Origin of the sequence: Pseudorhodoplanes sp. (genome assembly GCF_050250235.1) — a bacterium.
GTDB lineage: Bacteria > Pseudomonadota > Alphaproteobacteria > Rhizobiales > Xanthobacteraceae > Pseudorhodoplanes.
This window is the reverse complement of the sequence record NZ_JBFWPA010000018.1, coordinates 35,723-56,197: the sequence shown is the minus strand read 5'-3', so window position 1 is coordinate 56,197 and position 20,475 is coordinate 35,723. Positions and strand designations below refer to the sequence as shown.

Genomic DNA, 20,475 nt, shown 5'->3' with positions numbered 1-20,475 from the left:
CGTCGCCTGATCCTTCCGAATTTGAAAAGAACGACGCCCGATGCCGGCGAAGCCCCGCTACTACGTCACCACCGCGATTTCCTATCCGAATGGCGCGCCGCATATCGGTCACGCCTATGAGGCGATCGCGACCGATGCGATCGCGCGCTTCATGCGGCTCGACGGCTACGACGTCTATTTCCTGACCGGCACCGACGAGCACGGCCAGAAGATCCAGCAGACCGCGGCGCGCGAAGGGCTGACCGCGCGCGAGCTCGTCGAGCGCAACGTGCCGCGCTTCCAGGCCATGGTCGAGCGGATGAACTGCTCGAACGACGATTTCATCCGCACCACGCAGGATCGGCATCACGCTGCCTCGAAGGCGATCTGGGAGAAGATGGAGGCGAATGGCGATATCTATCTCGCCAAGTATGCGGGATGGTATTCGGTGCGCGACGAGCGCTATTTCGCAGAGGACGAGACCCGCCTGAACGAGCAGGGCACGCGGCTTGCGATCGAGACCGGCACCCCGGTCGAGTGGGTGGAGGAGGAGAGCTATTTCTTCCGGCTTTCCGCCTATCAGGACAGGCTGCTCGACCTCTACGCGAAGCACCCGGATTTCGTGCTGCCGAAGGAGCGGCTGAACGAGGTTGCAAGTTTCGTGAAGGGCGGCCTGCAGGACCTGTCGATCTCGCGCACCACCTTCGACTGGGGCGTGCGCGTGCCGGGCAACGACAAGCACATCATGTATGTGTGGGTCGATGCGCTTACGAATTACATCACCGCAATCGGCTATCCCGACGCCGACAGCGAGATGTTCCGCAAATACTGGCCGGCCGATCTGCACGTCATCGGCAAGGACATCGTGCGCTTCCACGCGGTCTATTGGCCGGCCTTCCTGATGTCGGCCGGAATTGCAGTACCGCGCCGCATCTTCAGCCACGGCTTCCTGTTCAACCGCGGGGAGAAAATGTCGAAGTCGACTGGCAATGTCGTTGACCCGTTCACGCTGGCCGACACCTTCGGCGTCGACCAGATCCGCTATTTCTTCCTGCGTGAAGTGCCGTTCGGTCAGGACGGCAATTACAGCTATGAGGCGATCGCAACCCGCATCAACGCGGAACTCGCAAACGACCTTGGCAATCTGGCGCAGCGCTCGCTGTCGATGATCGGAAAGCAATTGGGCGGCGTGATGCCGGAACCGGGTGAACTCTCCGCCGGTGACAAGGCAATCCTAGCCGAAGCCGATGGCATGATCGCCGGCGCGCGCGAGGCGATGAAGACGCAACAACTGCATCAGGTATTGAACCAGGTCTGGGCGGTGGTCGCCGACGCCAACCGCTATTTTGCCGCGGAGGCGCCGTGGGCCTTGGCCAAGACCGATCCGGCGCGGCAGCGTACGGTCCTTTACGTCACAGCCGAGGTCATCCGTCAGGTCGCGATCCTGGCGCAGCCGTTCGTGCCGGCCTCGGCCGGAAAGCTGCTCGACCTTCTGGCGGTGCCGGCAGAGGAGCGCGACTTCGCGCGGCTCGGCGGTGGGCACCGGCTGGCCTCCGGCGTCAATCTGCCCACCCCAGTCGGGGTATTCCCGCGCTACATTGATCCCGACGCCGCCACGGGTGAGAAGGCACGGCAGTAGATCGGCAATGACGGTTCTGTATGACAACCGCCAGCGGGCCAAACGGGCCCGTTTCAGCATTCTTGCCGCTGTCGTCTGGTCGGTGGGCTGGTTCTACTGGGCCAATGTGCTGTGGAGCGGTGGCTCGCGGCCGGCGGCGGTGGCCATCGTGGTCGTGATCGGATTTCTGCCGCTGGTGGCGCTGTACTTCTACGGCAACGCGTATGTCGTCCGGATTATCCGGGATGGCGACATGGCCGACATCACGACGCTTGGCCTCTACGGCAACCGCAATATGCGCATTCCGGTGACGGCGATCCTTGAAGTCGCGAGGCCGGAAGCCGGCGGCATGATCATCCGGGTGGCAGGCCGGCGGACGCCCTTTCTTCTGGATTTGCAGGCCGAGCATAGCGATATGAACGCGATCGCGGCGCTTGCCGGTCGAGACGCTGCCGGAAAGTTGTGAGCGCCATGCTGGTCGACAGCCATTGCCATCTGGATTTCCCCGACCTTGCCGCGGATCTCGACGGTGTGGTGAGCCGCGCGCGGGCAGCCGGAATCGGCCGCATGGTCACGATCTCGACACGGGTGCGGCGCCTGCCGGAACTCCTCGCCATCACCGAGCGGTTCGACGACGTCTTCTGCTCGGTCGGCACTCATCCCCATCACGCGCACGAGGAACTCGATATCAGCACGGCTGACCTCGTTGCCAAATCGGCGCATCCCAAGGTGGTCGCCATCGGCGAAGCCGGCCTCGACTATTTCTACGACAATTCCCCGCGCGAGGCGCAGGAACAAAGTTTCCGGGTGCATATCGCGGCCGCGCGCGAGACCGGGCTGCCTCTGGTGATCCATTCGCGCGATGCCGACGACGACATGGCGCGGATTCTGGAGGAGGAAACGGGGAAGGGGGCCTTCCCCGCCGTGCTGCATTGCTTCACCGGCAGTCCCGAACTTGCCAGACGCGCAATTGCGCTAGGCATGCACATTTCTTTCACCGGCATCCTGACCTTCAAGGCGTCGCAGAACCTGCGGGAGATTGCGGCATCGCTGCCGGCCGGCCGCATCCTGGTCGAGACCGATGCGCCATACCTTGCCCCGGGCAAGTATCGCGGCAAGCGCAATGAACCGGCCTATGTCATCGAGACCGCAAAGATGCTGGCGCAGACCCGCGACGTGACATTCGAGCAGATCGCGCTACAAACCACCGACAACTTCTTTCGGCTTTTCAACAAGGTCCCGCGCAACATCTCAGCCGCAGCATGAGCCTGACCGTCACCATCCTTGGCTGCGGCTCGTCCGGCGGCGTCCCGCGTCCTGCGCTCGGCTGGGGCGCGTGCAATCCGGAGAATCCGAAGAACCGCAGACGCCGCTGCTCGATTCTGGTGGAGCGGACCGGGCCTGCTGGGACGACCAGCGTACTGGTCGATACCTCGCCCGACCTTCGCGAGCAGCTTCTGGACGCGAATGTCACCAAGCTCGACGGTGTGCTGTTTACCCATGAGCATGCCGACCATACCCACGGAATCGACGACCTGCGCGGATTGTTCATCAAGCATCGCCGCCGTATCGACGCCTATGTCGACGAGCCAACCTCGCGGTCGCTGCATGCGCGGTTTGGCTATTGCTTCATGACGCCGCCCGGCAGTGCGTATCCACCGATCCTGGCCGAGCACCGGATCAGGCCCGGCGAGCCATTCGCAGTCGAAGGCGATGGCGGCGTGATCACGGCGCTGCCGATCGGTCTCGATCACGGCGACATTCCATGCCTGGGCTTCCGGTTCGGTGGCGTCGCCTATACCGCGGACCTGGTCGGTTTGCCGGACGACAGCGCGGCTGCGCTCGCCGGGCTGGATGTCTGGATCGTGGACGCCTTGCGCCATACGCCGCATCCGAGCCACTTCTCGCTCTCGGATGCGCTTGGCTGGATCGAGCGGCTGAAGCCGAAGCGGGCGATCCTCACCAACATGCATACGGATCTGGACTACGACGCCTTGCGCGAATCGCTGCCGCCCCAGGTCGAGCCGGGATTCGATGGAATGCAAATTCCAGCTTGAACCACTCATGATCCCGCTTACGAAATCCGGCATAATAATCTGATTCAAATAGATATTTTTGAATCGAAAAGTGGACATGAAGGCAGAGGATAGCGAGATAACTGTTTCGTTCGCCAAATCTTCTGCCGGGCATGGGCCGCCTGGCTGGCCCCCGTCGGACCGTTCCCAAACCCCGACTCAATGTTCCATAATATGTCTTATGCGAATTGGATGGCCGAGGTTCCTTGCCTGGGGATGGCGCCCGAAACCGCTTGTGCTTACGCTTTGCCCGGCCACATCGTGGCGTGACGTGAGACCCGCAACCGCAACCCGCCCCAACATTACCCGGGCCGCATTTCGACGCCAGCAATCCGCTGTGCGTGCTGACCCTATCGAGGACAGGCGATGAGCAAACGTTGGTTGCTGCAAGTTGTGTTCGCAACATTTGTCTTGGCTGTTGCCCCGGCGGAGCAAGTATCTGCTGACGCATGCAGCTCGGCCATTGCAGCGGTCAAGGCTCAATCGGCGACAGGGCAAGCCCGCGTCGATGCCATCACAGCGCGTTCCACAAAGACATCTACCGCTGCTGAGGACAAGCAAACGCTCTGTGACCTTGCGAGATTTATGGTAGGTTTTTGGAACGAAACGCTTCAAGTTGTGGGTCGCGCCGAACGCGCCTGTACAAAAGGTCGATGGGACGCCGTTTGTGATTCAAGCTGCGTGCGCAGAGAGTCCAGGAAAGCGAGAGCAACGGAAGCTGCCGACTGCGCAGGACTGCCTCCCGTCAGGCGGTAGGTTCCCCAGGCTGTGACACCCTCCCGCGACATCGCCCGCCTGATCGAAATCATGGCCGCGCTGCGCACGCCCGGCACCGGCTGCCCCTGGGACCTGAAGCAGGATTTTGCGACCATCGCGCCCTACACGATCGAGGAAGCCTGCGAGGTCGCCGACGCGATTGCACGCGACGATCTCGACGATCTCAAGGATGAGCTCGGCGACCTGCTGCTACAGGTCGTGTTTCATGCGCGGATGGCGCAGGAGCAAGGCGCGTTCGCGTTCGGCGATGTCGTCCAGGCGATAACCGAAAAGCTGATCCGGCGGCATCCGCATGTGTTCGGCGACACGGCCGATCTGACGCCGGACCAGGTCAAAGGATTGTGGGACCGGATCAAGGCCGAGGAGAAGGCTGAGCGCCGCCGGAGGCGCGGCAAGGACGACGAGGCAGGCGCGCTGGCCGGCGTCCCGGCGGCCCTGCCCGCGCTGTCTCGCGCGCTCAAGCTGCAGCAGAAAGCGTCAAAGGTCGGGTTCGACTGGAACGATCCGCGCGCGGTGCTGGCGAAAATCCGTGAAGAAGCTGACGAAATCGAAGCCGCGCTCGACGCAAAGGACAGGGACGCCGCGACCGGTGAAATCGGCGATCTGATGTTCGCACTGGTGAATCTCGCGCGGCATCTGGATGTGGACCCGGATGCGGCGCTCCGCGCGACCAATGTCAAATTCGAGCGCCGGTTCGCCGCGATCGAGGCTGCATTGCTGCGCGTCGGCAAAACTCCGTCCGAGGCGACGCTTGCCGAGATGGACGCACTCTGGGATCAGGCCAAGGCCACCGAAACCAAGGCGACCGAGCCTGCCGGACGCGGCGCGGATGCTCAGGACACCGGGATCGCCCCGGCAAAGCGCGCGCGCACCTGAGCGGCCTTGACCGGGTCGGCGCGCACGCACACGGCGACCTTGCCGTCGTCCTGAACCGATTTCTCGATCACTTCGGTGTTCCGGTGCAGCCAGGACAGGCCCGCGCCATCGGTGCCGTCCAGCACCAGATCGATCACAATGCGCGTTTCCGCAAGCCGGCCTTCGATCGCCGACAACAGCGCATCAATCCCCTCGCCCGTCAGCGCCGACACGACCATCGGCTGATGGTCGGGCGCTGTCCGCGCCGCCATGTTCTCCACGCGCGCGCGTGCTTCCGCATCCAGCACGTCGATCTTGTTCCAGACTTCGATCACGCGGCCGCGCCGCGCTTCGTCGATCCCCAGCGCCTTCAGCACCTCCTGCACGTCCTGCATCTGCGCCTCGGTATCGTCATGCGAGATGTCGCGCACATGCAGGATCACGTCGGCCTCGGTGACCTCTTCCAGCGTCGCGCGGAAGGCCGCCACCAGCATGGTCGGCAGCTCGGAAATAAAGCCGACGGTATCGGACAGGATCACTTTCGTTCCGTGCGGCAGGTCGATCGCCCGCAATGTCGGATCGAGCGTGGCGAACAGCATGTCGGCTTCCAGCACCTTGGCCCGCGTCATGCGATTGAACAGCGTCGACTTGCCGGCGTTGGTATAGCCCACCAGCGCCGCAATCGGGTACGGCACCCGCGCCCGGCTGTCGCGGTGCAGCTTGCGACGCTTCTTGACCTTTTCCAGTTCGGCCTCGATGCGCGCGATGCGCTCCTCGATCACCCGGCGGTCGGCCTCGATCTGGGTCTCGCCCGGGCCGCCGAGAAACCCGAAGCCGCCGCGCTGGCGCTCGAGATGGGTCCAGGAGCGGACCAGGCGGCTCTTCTGGTACGTTAGATGCGCCAGCTCGACCTGCAGCACGCCCTCCTTCGTCTGGGCGCGCTTGCCGAAGATTTCCAGGATCAGCCCGGTGCGATCGAGGACCTTGGTACCCCATGCCTTTTCCAAATTGCGCTGCTGGACCGGCGACAGCGCGCAGTCCATCACCACGAGACCGATGTCGTGGGCTTTGACGAGCCCCTCGACCTCCTCGACCTTGCCCTTGCCGATATAGGTCGCGGGTCTGATCTCGTTCAGCGACACGATGCCGGTGTCGATCACGTCGAGGTCGATGGCTAGCGCGAGTCCGATGGCCTCTTCGAGGCGCGCCTGAGGCGAGCGGAGCGCACCGGACTTTTGCTCCTTGCGATAAGGACCGATCACCAGCGCACGGCCGGTGGACTTGCCCGGATCGTCAGGGCTGAGCCGGCCGGAATTCTGGTCGCGACGGCGTGGCTGCACTCGTATCCCGGTTCCGGTGGCTGTACCCTTCTCAGCACGCGCCCTTGCAAGCGCCGGAGACAAGGGACACAAGCGATTATTCCAGTGCGGCTCTGGATTTCGACGTTCCTGCGACCGACCCGGCCGCGAATACTGGCAGGAACTTCAAATCCGCCGCCCTAGCTCTTTTCCCCGGCGCCTTCCTCGGCCCCCTCAAACAACTGGATCGGGTGCCCCGGCATGATGGTGGAGATAGCGTGCTTGTAGACCAGTTGCGAATGCCCGTCCCGTCGCAGCAGAACGCAGAAATTGTCGAACCATGTGACCACGCCCTGAAGCTTGACCCCGTTCACCAGAAAGATCGTAAGCGGGATTTTGGCCTTGCGGACGTGGTTGAGGAAGGTGTCCTGGAGGTTTTGTGTTCTTTCGGCGGCCATTGCCGTTCGTTCCATTTTCTTGCCCGCGGACCCCGAAACCCGCAGGACGTTCTTGCCAAGTCGCATCGTCCCTCGTTCTTGTCACCCACGAGGACTTGGGGCGACGTATTAGATGGCACGGCCGGACCACGCGCAAGCACAACATGGGGCCTGTTACATTCCACGGAGGGACAAATCGTCACGATTTTTCGGAATGGCGGTGGAAATCGGCGCGAAGCGCGCTTGCGATCAGTCCCGGCGCCCCGTTTCCGACCGGCTGCCCGTCGATCCGGACCACCGGCATGACGGTCTGGCTTGCCGAAGTAATGAAGGCCTCCCGCGCGCCGATGGCCTCGGCGACGGTAAAAGCCCGCTCCACAAGGATCAGACCCTGCGCCCGCAGCACGTCGAGCAGCACCGTGCGGGTGATCCCCCTCAGAATCGATCGGTCCGCCTTCCTGGTCACCACCTCGTTTCCGGTGGTTACGATCCAGGCATTGGAAGAGGCGCCCTCCGTCACGGTGCCGTCGGGGGCGACGAACCAGGCTTCGCGGGCGCCCTGCTCCCGTGCAAGCTGCTTTGCCAGCACATTGGGAAGCAGCGCAATCGACTTGATGTCGACGCGGTCCCAGCGGTTGTCCGGCAGGGTCACGACCGCGATACCTTCGGCGGCGACCCGCTCGGTCCTGGCCGGGTCGATCCGGCTCGCGGTCACCACGACCGACGGCGGCGTATCGGCGACCGGGAAGGCATGGTCGCGCTTCGCAACGCCTCGGGTGATCTGCAGATAGACGATGCCGTCGCGCACGCGGTTGCGCCGCACCGTCTCGTGCAGCACGATGCCCAGCGCAGCCAGCGACATCGGCAACGCGATCCGCAATTCGGACAGTGATCGCTGCAGGCGCTCGATGTGACGCCGCTCGTCGATCAGTCGGCCTCCCCTCACCTCGCAGACTTCGTAGACTCCGTCGGCGAACTGATATCCCCGATCCTCCACATGGACCGCGGCGTCGCGCTGCGGCAGGTAGCGTCCGTTTACATAGGCAATGCGCGACACGGGACCGTTCTCTCGCGCGTCAGCCGATGCCCAGCGCCTTGAGCTTGCGGTGCAAGGCGGAGCGTTCCATGCCGACGAATTCGGCGGTTCGCGAGATGTTGCCACCGAAGCGGCTAATCTGCGCCACCAGATATTCCCGCTCGAACATTTCGCGAGCCTCGCGCAGCGGCAAGCTCATCAGCTGCTCCCCGCCATTGCCGTTGGGCATAGCGGGCACCATCGAGCCGACATCCTGCGGCAGCATGCTCGCGCTGATGACCGCGTTCGGATCCCCGCCCGCGAGGATCATCAGCCGCTCCACGTTGTTGCGCAGCTGTCGCACGTTGCCCGGCCAGTCATGGGACTGCAGAACGGCCATCGCATCGTCGCCGATCTGCCGCCGCGGCAGGCCGGTCGCCAGTGAAATCTGGTCCATGAAGTAATCGACGAGCAGCGGAATATCCTCGCGCCGTTCGGCAAGCGGCGGTACGCGGATCGGGACGACCGAAAGGCGATGATACAGGTCCTCCCGGAAATGTCCGGCAGCGATCTCTGCCTCGAGGTTGCGCGCGGTCGAGGAAATGATGCGCACATCGACAGCGACCTTGCTGTTGCCGCCAACCCGGTGGAAGGTCTGGTCGACAAGCACGCGCAGGATCTTGTTCTGCGTCTCGCGCGGCATGTCGGCGACCTCGTCCATGAACAGGGTGCCGCCATGGGCCTCTTCCAGTGCCCCTGCCTTGCGGGTCTGGCTGCCATTCGTCTGCTCGACGCCGAACAATTCGACTTCCATCGACTCGGGCGTGATCGCGGCGGCGTTGATGACCACGAAGGGACCGCTTTCCCGGCTCGAGAGATTGTGGATCGTACGCGCGCACAATTCCTTGCCCGAGCCCGACGTGCCGATGATCATGATGCGGCTGTTGGTCGGTGCCACCTTGTCGATGGTCTGGCGCAACTGATTCATGGCGGGCGACTTTCCGACCAGGGCGGACGGCAGGGGCGCGATCGCCTTCAGCTCCTTCACTTCGCGTTTGAGCCGTGAGTTCTCCAGCGCGCGGTCTGCCACCAGCACCAGACGGTCGGCCTTGAACGGCTTTTCAATGAAATCATAGGCCCCTCGCCTGATGGCGGCGACGGCGGTTTCGATATTGCCGTGTCCGGATATCATCACCACCGGCAGATCGGGATATTGCTCCTTCGCTGCGTCCAGGATTTGCAGCCCGTCGAGTTTGGAGCCTTGCAGCCAGATATCGAGAAACAGCAGGTTGGGCCGCCGCGTCCGGATTGCAGCAATCGCGTCGTCGCCGTCGCGCGCCGTCCGGGTGGAATAGCCTTCGTCCTGCAGGATCCCCGACACCAGTTCGCAAATATCGGGTTCGTCGTCGACGATAAGAATCTCGGCCGTCATGATGTCACGCCACCTGCAAGCTTGGACCTGTCGTCCTCGTTCGAATTCGTCGCGCTCGGTTGCGGCGGATTGACGGCAATGTGCAGCCTTATCCACGCGCCCCTTCGCCCTGCTTCCTTTTCGGATGCATCGTGCAATTCGATGCCGCCGCCATGCTCTTCCAGAATTTTCCCGACGATTGCGAGCCCAAGTCCGGTACCCTTCTCGCGGGTGGTGACATAGGGCTCCAGCAATCGCGAGCGATGCTCCTTCGGCAATCCGATGCCGTTGTCGATCACGTCGATGAAGATATTGTCCTGGTCGCGGGTAGCCGTGACTTCGATGCGGCCCTTTTCCGAATTGTCAGGCAATGCCGAAATCGCCTCCGTGCCGTTCTTGATGATGTTGGTCAGCGCCTGCGACACCAGGCGGCGGTCAAAGCGCGCCGGCATCGGGTCCTCTGTGATCGTCAGCTCGATGTCGATATCGGGATGCCCGACCCGCATGAGGAACACCGCCTGCCGCACGGTGTCGGCGACATCCTCCGCCTGCATCACCGGCTTCGGCATTCGCGCGAACCGCGAAAACTCGTCAACCATGCGGCGGATGTCGTCGACCTGACGCACGATCGTGTCGGTGCATTGCTCAAACACCGCACGATCTTCGGTGATGACCTTGCCGTATTTGCGCCGCAGCCGCTCGGCGGACAGCTGGATCGGAGTCAGCGGGTTCTTGATCTCGTGCGCAATGCGTCTAGCGACGTCGGCCCAGGCCGAGGTGCGCTGCGCGGCCACAAGTTCGGTGATGTCGTCCAGCGTGACAACATAGCCATGCTCGGCATCGGCCGATTGCTCGCTTGCAACACGCACCGAAAGGTTGCGATCGCGCCCCTTGCGGCTCAGCGTCACCTGCCCCTGCGCCAGGCGCTGGCCGTTGTCGATCGCCTGGTGCACGAGTTCGGCAAGCTCGGGGACCACCTCGAGCAGCGGCTTGCTCATGACATCGGAACCGGGCGAGCCGATCAACTGTTCCGCCGACCGGTTCAGGATGCTGATCTTGCCGTCGTGATCCACGCCGATGATGCCGGCGCTCGCCCCCGCAAGCACCGCTTCGCTGAAGCGTCGCCGGCTGTCGATCAGATCGCGCGCGCTGACGAGGTCGTCGCGCTGGGTACGAAGGTCGTGGGTCATGCGATTGAAGGTTTCGCCAAGCTGGCCGAGATCGCCTTCCGAGCGATTGACCGGGACCTGGACATGCAGGTTTCCGGTTGCCACGACATTGGCGGCGCCGATCAGACGACGGATCGGCGCGACCAGGCGATTGGCGAAATTCAGCCCGATCAGGACCGCGGACAGCAGCACGATCAGCGCGATCACCGTGTACATGAGGCCGAAGGCAACCGTGACGCCGGCACGGCGCGATTCCATCAGGGCATAATCGGATACGCTCGCCCGGGTATCGCGCACATGCAGGACCACGCGCGGATCGAGCTGGCGAACGACATAGAGATACATGTTGTCGTAGTTGCGCAGCTTGATGATGCTCGCCACATAATTGGCATCCGGGATGAGCGCGATCTGCGGATCGGTTTCGCCGATCGCCTTCAGTACTTCCTTGTTTGGAATTGCGAAATCCTGCGTCACCCGCAGATTGGTGCGTTCGACAATCTCCAGATCGCCCGTGAGAATCACCGCCACCGGCAGGCCGCGGATGGTCGCCTGAGCTGAAAGAAACTGGCGGAACCGTTCGCGCTCGGAATCGAACAATGGCTTCGCGCGCGTTACATCCTGCGACATCGCAAGGATATCGCCGCGGATCAACTGTCCATGCTCGCGCAAATAGGCTTCGGCCACCAGAAGCGAATTCTCGATGATCGCCTTGGTGCGGCTCGAGAAGAAGCGGTCGAGCCCGCGGTCGAGCGTGATGGTGGCTACGGTCGCGACCAGAATGGTCGGCACCGCGGCAATGATCGCGAAAAGTCCGACGATCCGGACATGCAGCCTAGCGCCGGCGCGGCCATGTCGTCGCGCCAGCACGATCTGCCTGATTTCCCGCGCGATCACCGCGACGAGAACCAGTGCCGCGGCGCCGTTGATGGCAAGCAGGCTGACGACAACGTTGTGTGTCGGCGGCAGCGGGGTCAGGCCAGACAAGACCAGGAACGTCGCCAGCGCGGAGAGCAGCGCCACGCCGACCGCAACGAGGCCGATCCACCGCCACGGCAACCGCCGGCCGGAGCCCAGGGCTGCCGGCCGCTCTAGCGGCAAAGACTGGTCGGCGCTCGCCATCGCCCCCCGTTTGCGACGTTGCTGGACGGCCAGATCAGGCCGCAATGATGTATTTCTACAACATTGTTGCGGAATTGAGACAAATCCGCGGCAGCCGCTGTCAACTGGTGGTGCGAATGACCTGGATGTCCAGATCGCGGATCTTCTTGCGCAGGGTATTGCGATTGACCCCGAGCAGGTCGGCGGCCCGAATCTGGTTGCCGCGGGTTGCCGCAAGCGCCGCGGTCAGCAACGGATATTCCACCTCGCGCAGCACCCGATGATACAGACCGGGTGGCGGCAGCCCCTCCGGGAAGCCGGAAAAATAGCGGGCGAGATTGCGCTCGACCGCCGCCGAGAGGTTATCCGGCGCGGCGGTATCGATATCGTGGGAAACGGCGGGCTGGGTCAGTTCGGATTCCACGACCGCAAGCGTGATCACCTCATGCGGGTACAAGGCCGCCAGCCGGCGCGCGAGATTTTCCAGTTCCCGCACATTGCCGGGCCACGAATATTTCTTCATGCGTTCCAGCGCCGCCTGATCGACCTGCTTGCTTGGCAGGCCCTCGCGCTCCGCGATTGCAAGGAAATGGCGGATCAGGTCGGGCACGTCCTCGGCGCGTTCGCGCAGCGGCGGCAACCGCAGAGGCACCACGTTGAGGCGGAAGAACAGGTCCTCCCGAAACAGGCCCTGCTGAATCAATATCCGCAGATCCTTGTTGGTTGCGGCGATGATACGGACATCGGTCTTGATCGGCGTGCGGCCGCCGACCGTGGTGTATTCGCCCTGCTGCAGCACGCGCAGCAGCCGGGTCTGTGCCTCCATCGGCATGTCACCGATCTCGTCAAGGAACAGCGTACCGCCCTCGGCCTGTTCGAAGCGGCCCGAAGAACGCGTGTTGGCGCCCGTAAACGCTCCTTTTTCGTGGCCGAACAGTTCCGATTCGATCAGGTCGCGCGGGATCGCAGCCATGTTGATGGCCACGAAGGGACCGCCGCGCCGCTTGCCGTAATCATGCAGCGCGCGCGCCACCAGTTCCTTGCCGGTGCCGGACTCCCCGGTGATCATGACCGTGAGATCGGTCTGCATGAGGCGCGCCAGCAGGCGGTAGATTTCCTGCATTGCCGGCGAGCGACCAACCAGCGGGATCGAGGAATCGATTTCGTCCGGCTTCGCGATATTGCGCGATCGGTCCTTCGGCTCGGACAGCGCGCGGCCGACGATGCCAATCAGTTCCTTGAGGTCGAAGGGCTTGGGCAGGTATTCGTAGGCACCGCGCTCGGAGGCGCGGATCGCGGTCATGAACGTATTCTGCGCGCTCATCACGATGATCGGCAGTTCCGGCCGCAGCTTCTTGATCCGCGGAATGAGTTCGAACGCATTTTCGTCCGGCATCACGACGTCGGTGATGACGAGGTCGCCCTCGCCCTGACTGACCCAGCGCCACAGCGTGGCCGCGTTGCTGGTGGAGCGCACCTCATAGCCTGCGCGCGACAATGCCTGGTTGAGCACCGTCCGAATCGCGGCGTCGTCGTCGGCGACGAGAATATTTCCCGCAGGCATATGCATTCAGCCTCGGCTGCTCATTGCGCTTGGGCCTCCGCCGCTTCCGGCGCCTCGATCGGGTGGGAATCGGAGCCGTTGCCGGAATACATGGGCATCAGGACCCTGAAAATCGTATGCCGCGATTGGGATTCGCATTCGATGATGCCGCCATGGTCGCCGATGATCTTCGCAACCAATGCAAGTCCGAGGCCAGATCCGGAGGTCTTGGTCGTCACGAAGGGATCGAACATGTGCGGCAGCAGGTCGGCGGGAACCCCGGGGCCGTTGTCCTTGATGCAGAATTCCATCGGCAGCGACACCCGCGACCGGCTGCCCGGAAGCGTGAGCCGGACGCCCGGCCGAAACGCCGTGGTCATCTGGATTTCGCCGTCGATCGCGCTCTCGCCGATCGACTCGGCGGCGTTCTTGACGAGGTTCAGGAATACCTGGATGAGCTGATCGCGGTTGGCATAGACCGGCGGCAGTGACGGGTCGTATTCCTCCAGGAAGCGGATGTGGCGGCCGAAGCCGGACTGTGCGAGCCGCTTCACGTGTTCCAGCACGGCGTGAATGTTGACCGGCGCGCGCTCGACCGGACGCTCGTCGGCAAACACTTCCATCCGGTCGACCAGCTTCACGATACGGTCGGCCTCGTCGCAGATCAGCCGGGTCAGGGTGCGATCCTCGTCGCCCGCGGACTGCTCGAGCAATTGCGCCGCGCCACGGATTCCGGACAGGGGGTTCTTGATTTCATGGGCGAGCATCGACGCGAGCGCACTCACCGACCGCGCGGCGCCGCGATGCGTGAGCTGGCGGTCCATCTTGTCGGCAATGGTCCGCTCCTGCAGCATCACGACCACATGCCCTTCGCGTTCGGGCAAGGGAGCGACATAGAGATCGACGACATGCTCGCCCGGATTGCGCGGGGTCGAAAGATCGACGCGATATTCGTTCACGGCCCCGCCGTGCTCACGCACCTGGTCCACCAGCGACAGCAGCGGAGAGCCGAACGGAATCAACTCGCGCAGCGAGTGACGCTTGAGCAGCGGTACCGAAACCTCGAAGAAGTTCTCCGCCGCAACATTGGCATCGACGATCTTGCCGTCGGCAGCCACCACCACGACCGGCAGCGGTAGCGCATTCACGACTGCATCCGGCGTACCGAGAAGCATGCGGGTTGCGCTGCGCACGTTCATGCCGCGACTCTCCACCGGTCCTTCGCCTGCGAATTCGGTTGCGCCAGCGCCTGCAGGACCTCGAAGGCCGCGGCCAGCCGGCGCAGCGTCTCTGCCGGGGTTTCCGCCGTAAGCACCCGCGACCGTAGCGATTTCACCGTCTCTGCGGTCGCCCCGGCATACGCGCCTGCAACGTCGATCGCAGCCGCCAGGTGCTTGCGTGCGTGGCGCCGGCCGATCTCGACGCCATGATGCTCGACCATCTCCCGGTACAGCGCATCCGCAATCTCGTGCTGCAAATGCAGCGGCGGATCGCACTCCTCGGTCCCGTTCGCCAGATGAAGAGCGACGCGGCCCGGCAGCCAGGGCCGTCCGAGCGCCGCACGGCCAACCATCACGAGATCGGCGCCCGATTGTGCGAGCGCAGTCTTCGCCTCGGCACCCGACGTGATGTCGCCATTGACGGCGACCGGGATCGACACCGCGTGTTTCACCGCCCGTACCGCAGCCCAGTCGGCCTTTCCCTTGTAGAACTGATTACGGGTGCGGCCATGCACGGTCACGAGCGTCACGCCCGATGCCTCGGCGCGGCGCGCAAGCTCGGGCGCATTCATGCAATCGCGATCCCATCCGAGCCGCATCTTCAGAGTTACCGGCACCGACACCGCGGCTACGGTGGCATCGATCAGCGTCATCGCGTGATCGAGATCGCGCATCAGGGCGGAGCCGGATTGCCCGCTGGTAACGTGCTTGGCCGGGCAGCCCATATTGATATCGATGATGGCGGCCCCCTCGCTTTCCGCGATCCGCGCGCCCTCCGCCATCCAGCGCGCCTCGCATCCGGCCAGTTGCACGGCGTGGATCGAGACCCCTCGACCGTCCGCGCGCAGCACGGCGTCGCGCTGACCATCGGCAAGCTTTGATGTTGCCACCATCTCGGATACGACTAGTCCGGCACCGAGGCGTTCAGCCAGCCGCCGGAACGGGGCGTCCGTGACGCCGGACATCGGGGCCAGCATCACCGGATTGGCCAAGCGGTTGCCGCCGACTGCGATCTCTGTTGTGCCGCTCATGCTTGCAGGATTTGCACAAAAATTAGGCTGCATGTGTGATGCTTAGAGTTTAGACAAGTCTGAGGATGACACAAGTGCTGCAGTGCAAAAAAGATTACAATATGTGCATAGCAGGGACACCTGTGAGCAACGGTATCCAGGTAGCTTGATGGCTGCAGACTGTGCCTTCATTATCGTCGCCGCAGGGCGCGGTCGCCGTAGCGGAGACGGCATCCCAAAGCAATATAGACCGGTCGCAGGACAATGCGCGCTGCGCCGAAGTCTCGCCCAGGTGTCACATTCCGGCCTGGCGTCGGCGGTGCAGGTCGTCATCCACCCGGACGACTGTGACCTTTACGAAGATGCGGTTCGCGGCTTTGATCTTCAGCCGCCGGTCAGCGGCCGGGAGACCCGCCAGGGATCGGTCCTGGCCGGGCTCGCTGCGCTCGAGCCGAAAGCCCCCAGTCTGGTCCTGATCCACGATGCAGCCAGGCCCTTTGCGTCCGCGGCGCTGATCGCTCGCGCCATCGAGGCCGGAAGAACCTCCGGCGCCGCCATTCCCGCCCTGCGAATTGTCGATACGGTGAAGTCGGTCAGCCCCGATGGCACCATTACGGGGACTCCGGATCGGGAGGCGCTTCGGACCGTTCAGACGCCGCAAGCATTCGCCTTCGCACCCTTGATCGCCGCGCATCGCAACGCCGAACAGGCCGGACGCTGCGACTTCACCGACGACGCTGCTCTGATGGAATGGGCCGGTCATCCGGTTTCGACCTTCGAGGGCGAGAGCGGAAACTTCAAGCTGACCACGCCAGAGGATTTCATGCGGGCCGAAACCATGCTGCGCGACCGGCTGTCCGACATCCGCACCGGGATGGGCTTTGACGTGCACGCATTCGGGCCGGGCGATCATGTGACGCTGGGCGGCGTGCGCATCGTGCATGACCACGGCCTCTCCGGGCATTCGGATGCCGATGTGGTGCTCCACGCCGCGGTCGACGCCATTCTCGGCGCCCTTGCCGAGGGCGATATCGGCGATCACTTTCCACCGAGCGATCCGCAATGGAAGGGCGCCACGTCGGACCGCTTCCTGAAATTCGCAGCCGAGCGTGTCGCCCGGCGCGGCGGCGTTATCGCGCATCTGGACATCACCGTGGTCAGCGAGGCGCCGAGGATCGGTCCGCATCGCGACGCCATGCGCGCGCGCATCGCCGAGATTGCCGGGGTCACGCCGGACCGCGTTGGCGTCAAGGCCACGACCAATGAAGCCATGGGCTTTATCGGGCGCCGCGAAGGCATGGTCGCCTACGCCACGGCAACGATCCGGCTTCCCACGAGTTGATCACATGCTGGACGACGACATCGTTGAAGCGGCGAAGCGCCTGCTCGACATCTGCAAGCGCAAGAACCTGACGGTCGCGACCGCCGAGTCCTGTACCGCGGGTCTGGTTGCCGGCACGCTGACCGAGATTCCCGGTGTATCGAGCATCCTCGACCGCGGCTTCATCACCTATTCCAACCAGGCGAAAGAGGACATGCTCGGAGTGGCGGCCGAGACGTTGAAAATGCACGGCGCGGTTTCGCGCGAGACTGCCGAACAGATGGCGCGCGGCGCGATCGCCCATGCGCCGGTCGATCTGGCGGTCTCGGTGACCGGGATCGCCGGACCCGACGGCGGCACCGCGGAGAAGCCGGTGGGCCTCGTGCATTTCGGTGCCGCCACGCACTCGGGCCGGCTCATCCATGTCGAAAAGCGGTTCGGCGATATCGGCCGCGCCGAGGTCCGAAAACAGTCGGTTTTGCAGGCATTTCGCATGCTGCATGATCTGGCCGAAGTCGAAACCCAGCGGCCGCCCCGAAGCTGACCGCAACCCGGCTAGGCGGTGTTGCGTCCATAGATCACATCGGCGCGCCGCTCGAACGCCACCGCGAAGCGTCGGAAGGCGGTGTCGAACATCGCACCCATCAGCAGGCCAAGCATCCGGCTGCGAAATTCATAGGTGATGAAGAACTTCACATCGCAGACCCGCTCCTGCACCGGGTGAAATTCCCATCGGTTTTCCATGCGACTGAACGGACCCTCGAGATATTCGACAAGAATCCGCAGATTGGCCCGGTCAAGCGTGGCACGGCTGCGAAAGGTTTCGCGGATCAGCTTGTAGGCCACCGTCATGTCGGCGACGATCACCACCACGCCCTCTGCCTCTTCCTTCCGGCTGCGCAGTTTCATGCCGCTGCAAAGCGGCAGGAATTCCGGATAGCGTTCGACATCGGCAACCAGATCGAACATGTCGGACGCGTTGTGGCGCACGCGCCGCGTGGTCGAGAATTCCGGCATTTGGCGGCTCAGGCTCTTGCGTCGCGCGCGATCCTCAGGCGCGCGAAGTCCTCACCCGCGTGATGCGACGAGCGCGTCAGCGGAGAGGCCGACACCATCAGGAAGCCTTTCGCATAGGCGGTGGTCTCGTAGGACTTGAATTCATCCGGCGGGATGAACCGCACGACCGGGTGATGCTTGCGCGATGGCTGCAGATACTGGCCGATGGTGAGGAAATCGACATCGGCGCTGCGCAGGTCGTCCATCATTTGCAGCACTTCGTTGCGCTCTTCGCCCAGCCCCACCATGATTCCGGACTTGGTGAACATCGTGGGGTCGAGCTCTTTCACGCGCTGCAGCAGCCGGATCGAGTGGAAGTAGCGCGCGCCGGGCCGCACCGTCAGGTAGCGGGACGGCACGGTTTCGAGATTGTGGTTGAACACGTCCGGCCTTGCCGCAACCACCTGTTCCAGCGCGCGCTCCTTGCGCAGAAAATCCGGCGTCAGGATTTCGATGGTGGTGGACGGGCAGGCTTTGCGGATCGCTGCGATCGTGCGCGCAAAATGCTCGGCGCCGCCATCGGCGAGATCGTCGCGGTCGACCGAGGTGATGACCACATGCGCCAGACCGAGCCTGGCTACCGCCTGCGCGACATGACCGGGCTCGTCGCGGTCGAGCGCGCCCGGCAACCCGGTCTTGACGTTGCAGAAGGCGCAGGCTCGCGTGCAGGTGTCACCCATGATCATGAAGGTGGCGTGCTTTTTCTCCCAGCATTCGCCGATATTCGGGCAGCCGGCCTCCTCGCAGACAGTGACGAGCTTGTTTTCCCGCACGATCGCCTGCGTCGCGGCATAGCCTTTGGAGACCGGCGCCTTCACGCGAATCCAGTCCGGCTTGCGAACCGCTGGAGTGTCCGGCCGGTTCGCCTTTTCCGGGTGCCGCGGCCGCGGCTGCGAGATGGTGTCGATAACGACCGTCACCGGTGGCCTCAAAATATCAGGAAGCATCAGGATATCGCGCTCGACTCTACTTACGTTCTGCAACCATTCACCGCAAGACGGCTACCCTCCCCGGATATTCTGGCCGGAACACCCATTTCCATGACTCGAGAATCCGCGGTCCGCGAGCCCTTTACCCGGCTGGAATTCGTCCGCTTCTTCCTGTGCGGACCACTCTACGTCACCTTCGTCCTGCTGGTGTTCGAGGCGCTGCTGTCGGCCGCCACCACCTGGCTTGTGATCAAGGCCGGGCGGGACGTCGCCAGTGGCGGGGGCGGCCTGGTCTACGACCTGATCTGGATTCTGGTGGTTCAGTGCGCCTCCTACGCCGCCGGCGCGGTGAGCTGGGTTTACGCGGAGCGCGCCGGCATGCGTGCCTTCGGCCTCTACATCGCGAAATTCGCGCGCGACAACCGCCACTTCCCCACCCTGCTGGGTGACCGGCATGCGCGCGAGCAGGTCGAGCCGTTCCTGACCGGCGAGACGTTTCATACCATCTATCGCCTGATGTACGAGGTCGAGGGCCAGCTCAAGATTCTACTGGCGTTGATCTTCAACGCGATCGTGCTCGGGATGGAGATCGACGGGCTCCTGCCCCTCGCCTATGCGACGGTGTTCACGACCCTGATCGCGCTGCAATTCTTCGTGCGCAAGCGCGTGACCGAAATCTATCTGGACAGTCAGCGCTGGAATAACCGTGTCACCGCGCACGGCTACACGCTGTGGGACAATGTCTTTGCCGGCAACCGCTACAATCTTCGTCTGTGGTTCTCAGGCTTCAAGGATCGCGCGCGCGGATGCCTGCGCGCTGCGATCCGGGTGATCGTGGCGCGCGAGGGACTGAGCGCCGCCGGCGCGATTTTCGGCCTCACGATCGTGTTCACGACGCTCGCCTATATCGCCTTTCGCGATGCCGGTGACATCGCATTGCTGATCGCCATGGCCGCCACTTTGCCGCGACAGATCGACATGACCAACGAGGTGCATCAGCTCGCGATCGACTTCAACGATGTGCTCGCGGCATGGACCCGGGTCGGCGGCATCGCAGACAACATGCGGCCCGAACCCGATCCGCATTTCAACCGGCGCATCAAGTTCGACCGCCTGGTGCTGCGCGAAGGTGGCGACATCCAGTCGGTGTCATCGATCGATGAAGCGCTGCGGCTTCTGCTCGGCTCAGCCACCGGACGGGTCAACGTCCGCGGCGGCAACGGCTCCGGCAAGTCCACTCTGCTCGCCGCTCTCAAGGGCGAAATCAGGAACCGCGCCTATTACTGGCCGACCACGGACCGGCTGGCATTCCAGTTCGCCAGCAAGGAGCCGGAGCCGGGGGAAGAAGAGGATGAGGAGGCGCCGAAGCGCCGCAAGCGCAAGAGCGGATTCTCGTCGGGCGAGCGCCAGATCAAATCGCTGCAGGAAATCGTCGCCCATACCGACGCGCCGATCTATCTGCTCGACGAGTGGGACGCCAATCTCGACGGCCCGAACCGCGCGGCTGCCAACGCATTGGTCGAGGAACTGGCATTGCGCGCGCGCGTAATCGAGATTTCGCATCGAGACGCCGCGTGAGTGCGGCGCATTGTGACGCCAATTCCATGCGGAAGCGGTGGCAATGGTGCGTCGCACCATTATATTGTTGCGGCGCAACAAAAGAA

At 63.6% G+C, this 20,475-nt stretch carries 18 protein-coding genes; 8 read left to right on the top strand and 10 right to left on the bottom strand.

What is annotated here, in order from left to right:
• Nucleotides 1-40: 40 nt before the first annotated feature.
• The 5 genes from metG (at nt 41) to mazG (ending at nt 5,325) form a co-directional block, all read left to right on the top strand.
• The gene (metG, locus tag AB7F49_RS10915; RefSeq protein WP_428522173.1) at nt 41-1,618 is read left to right on the top strand and encodes a methionine--tRNA ligase; all 1,578 of its coding nucleotides are present in this window, start codon (nt 41-43) and stop codon (nt 1,616-1,618) included.
• A gap of 7 nt (nt 1,619-1,625) precedes the next feature.
• Nucleotides 1,626-2,063, top strand: a complete 438-nt coding sequence (locus AB7F49_RS10910; RefSeq protein WP_428522171.1) for a hypothetical protein — start codon at nt 1,626-1,628, stop codon at nt 2,061-2,063.
• 5 nt (nt 2,064-2,068) lie between these two features.
• The gene (locus tag AB7F49_RS10905; RefSeq protein ID WP_428522169.1) at nt 2,069-2,863 is read left to right on the top strand and encodes a TatD family hydrolase; all 795 of its coding nucleotides are present in this window, start codon (nt 2,069-2,071) and stop codon (nt 2,861-2,863) included.
• Entirely contained in the window at nt 2,860-3,654 is a 795-nt protein-coding gene (locus tag AB7F49_RS10900) for an MBL fold metallo-hydrolase (RefSeq protein ID WP_428522167.1), read from the top strand. The genes AB7F49_RS10905 and AB7F49_RS10900 overlap by 4 nt, the downstream gene beginning before the upstream one ends.
• A 786-nt stretch (nt 3,655-4,440) precedes the next feature.
• Entirely contained in the window at nt 4,441-5,325 is an 885-nt protein-coding gene (gene mazG / locus AB7F49_RS10895) for a nucleoside triphosphate pyrophosphohydrolase (RefSeq protein ID WP_428522165.1), read from the top strand.
• On the opposite strand, the gene hflX is transcribed toward mazG, so the two are convergent.
• The 8 genes from hflX to dusB form a co-directional block, all read right to left on the bottom strand.
• The gene (gene hflX, locus AB7F49_RS10890) at nt 5,283-6,644 is read right to left on the bottom strand and encodes a GTPase HflX (protein ID WP_428522163.1); all 1,362 of its coding nucleotides are present in this window, start codon (nt 6,642-6,644) and stop codon (nt 5,283-5,285) included. The genes mazG and hflX overlap by 43 nt on opposite strands.
• A 158-nt stretch (nt 6,645-6,802) precedes the next feature.
• On the bottom strand, nt 6,803-7,060 hold the full coding sequence (gene hfq / locus AB7F49_RS10885) for an RNA chaperone Hfq (RefSeq protein WP_428522161.1): 258 nt from the start codon (nt 7,058-7,060) through the stop codon (nt 6,803-6,805).
• 178 nt (nt 7,061-7,238) lie between these two features.
• A complete protein-coding gene (locus AB7F49_RS10880) occupies nt 7,239-8,096 on the bottom strand; it encodes a D-amino-acid transaminase (RefSeq protein WP_428522159.1) in 858 nt (285 codons plus the stop codon).
• 19 nt (nt 8,097-8,115) lie between these two features.
• On the bottom strand, nt 8,116-9,486 hold the full coding sequence (locus AB7F49_RS10875) for a sigma-54-dependent transcriptional regulator (protein WP_428522157.1): 1,371 nt from the start codon (nt 9,484-9,486) through the stop codon (nt 8,116-8,118).
• On the bottom strand, nt 9,483-11,753 hold the full coding sequence (locus AB7F49_RS10870) for an ATP-binding protein (protein WP_428522155.1): 2,271 nt from the start codon (nt 11,751-11,753) through the stop codon (nt 9,483-9,485). The genes AB7F49_RS10875 and AB7F49_RS10870 overlap by 4 nt, the downstream gene beginning before the upstream one ends.
• A gap of 100 nt (nt 11,754-11,853) precedes the next feature.
• A complete protein-coding gene (ntrC, locus tag AB7F49_RS10865; RefSeq protein ID WP_428522239.1) occupies nt 11,854-13,296 on the bottom strand; it encodes a nitrogen regulation protein NR(I) in 1,443 nt (480 codons plus the stop codon).
• 20 nt (nt 13,297-13,316) lie between these two features.
• Nucleotides 13,317-14,474 carry a two-component system sensor histidine kinase NtrB gene (locus AB7F49_RS10860; RefSeq protein WP_428522153.1) on the bottom strand — a complete coding sequence of 386 codons (1,158 nt, stop codon included), beginning with the start codon at nt 14,472-14,474 and terminating at the stop codon, nt 13,317-13,319.
• A complete protein-coding gene (gene dusB, locus AB7F49_RS10855; RefSeq protein ID WP_428522151.1) occupies nt 14,471-15,526 on the bottom strand; it encodes a tRNA dihydrouridine synthase DusB in 1,056 nt (351 codons plus the stop codon). The genes AB7F49_RS10860 and dusB overlap by 4 nt, the downstream gene beginning before the upstream one ends.
• 148 nt (nt 15,527-15,674) lie before the next feature.
• Between dusB and AB7F49_RS10850 the strand changes: the two genes are divergently transcribed.
• Nucleotides 15,675-16,847: a bifunctional 2-C-methyl-D-erythritol 4-phosphate cytidylyltransferase/2-C-methyl-D-erythritol 2,4-cyclodiphosphate synthase gene (locus AB7F49_RS10850; protein WP_428522149.1), complete on the top strand. Its 1,173-nt coding sequence runs from the start codon at nt 15,675-15,677 to the stop codon at nt 16,845-16,847.
• A gap of 4 nt (nt 16,848-16,851) precedes the next feature.
• Nucleotides 16,852-17,370 (top strand): CinA family protein, encoded by a 519-nt coding sequence (locus AB7F49_RS10845; protein ID WP_428522147.1) that lies wholly within the window; start codon nt 16,852-16,854, stop codon nt 17,368-17,370.
• Between the two features lie 11 nt (nt 17,371-17,381).
• On the opposite strand, the gene AB7F49_RS10840 is transcribed toward AB7F49_RS10845, so the two are convergent.
• Nucleotides 17,382-17,843, bottom strand: coding sequence for a type II toxin-antitoxin system RatA family toxin (locus tag AB7F49_RS10840; protein ID WP_428522145.1), 462 nt, complete (start codon nt 17,841-17,843; stop codon nt 17,382-17,384).
• Between the two features lie 8 nt (nt 17,844-17,851).
• The gene (gene lipA, locus AB7F49_RS10835) at nt 17,852-18,802 is read right to left on the bottom strand and encodes a lipoyl synthase (RefSeq protein ID WP_428522143.1); all 951 of its coding nucleotides are present in this window, start codon (nt 18,800-18,802) and stop codon (nt 17,852-17,854) included.
• A 120-nt stretch (nt 18,803-18,922) separates the two neighbouring features.
• Here lipA and AB7F49_RS10830 point away from each other — a divergent pair, with 120 nt between their 5' ends.
• Nucleotides 18,923-20,389 carry a hypothetical protein gene (locus AB7F49_RS10830; protein WP_428522142.1) on the top strand — a complete coding sequence of 489 codons (1,467 nt, stop codon included), beginning with the start codon at nt 18,923-18,925 and terminating at the stop codon, nt 20,387-20,389.
• The last annotated feature ends 86 nt before the right edge of the window (nt 20,390-20,475 follow it).

Bases quoted from the DNA above. Each gene is read 5' to 3' on its own strand.
- AB7F49_RS10850 (WP_428522149.1), top strand. From the start codon at position 15,675: ATGGCTGCAGACTGTGCCTTCATTATCGTCGCCGCAGGGCGCGGTCGC.
- AB7F49_RS10845 (WP_428522147.1), top strand. From the start codon at position 16,852: ATGCTGGACGACGACATCGTTGAAGCGGCGAAGCGCCTGCTCGACATC.
- AB7F49_RS10860 (WP_428522153.1), bottom strand. From the start codon at position 14,474: ATGAACGTGCGCAGCGCAACCCGCATGCTTCTCGGTACGCCGGATGCA.
- dusB (WP_428522151.1), bottom strand. From the start codon at position 15,526: ATGAGCGGCACAACAGAGATCGCAGTCGGCGGCAACCGCTTGGCCAAT.
- AB7F49_RS10910 (WP_428522171.1), top strand. From the start codon at position 1,626: ATGACGGTTCTGTATGACAACCGCCAGCGGGCCAAACGGGCCCGTTTC.
- AB7F49_RS10870 (WP_428522155.1), bottom strand. From the start codon at position 11,753: ATGGCGAGCGCCGACCAGTCTTTGCCGCTAGAGCGGCCGGCAGCCCTG.
- AB7F49_RS10905 (WP_428522169.1), top strand. From the start codon at position 2,069: ATGCTGGTCGACAGCCATTGCCATCTGGATTTCCCCGACCTTGCCGCG.
- AB7F49_RS10830 (WP_428522142.1), top strand. From the start codon at position 18,923: ATGACTCGAGAATCCGCGGTCCGCGAGCCCTTTACCCGGCTGGAATTC.
- ntrC (WP_428522239.1), bottom strand. From the start codon at position 13,296: ATGCCTGCGGGAAATATTCTCGTCGCCGACGACGACGCCGCGATTCGG.
- AB7F49_RS10840 (WP_428522145.1), bottom strand. From the start codon at position 17,843: ATGCCGGAATTCTCGACCACGCGGCGCGTGCGCCACAACGCGTCCGAC.
- AB7F49_RS10900 (WP_428522167.1), top strand. From the start codon at position 2,860: ATGAGCCTGACCGTCACCATCCTTGGCTGCGGCTCGTCCGGCGGCGTC.
- metG (WP_428522173.1), top strand. From the start codon at position 41: ATGCCGGCGAAGCCCCGCTACTACGTCACCACCGCGATTTCCTATCCG.
- AB7F49_RS10875 (WP_428522157.1), bottom strand. From the start codon at position 9,486: ATGACGGCCGAGATTCTTATCGTCGACGACGAACCCGATATTTGCGAA.
- hfq (WP_428522161.1), bottom strand. From the start codon at position 7,060: ATGGCCGCCGAAAGAACACAAAACCTCCAGGACACCTTCCTCAACCAC.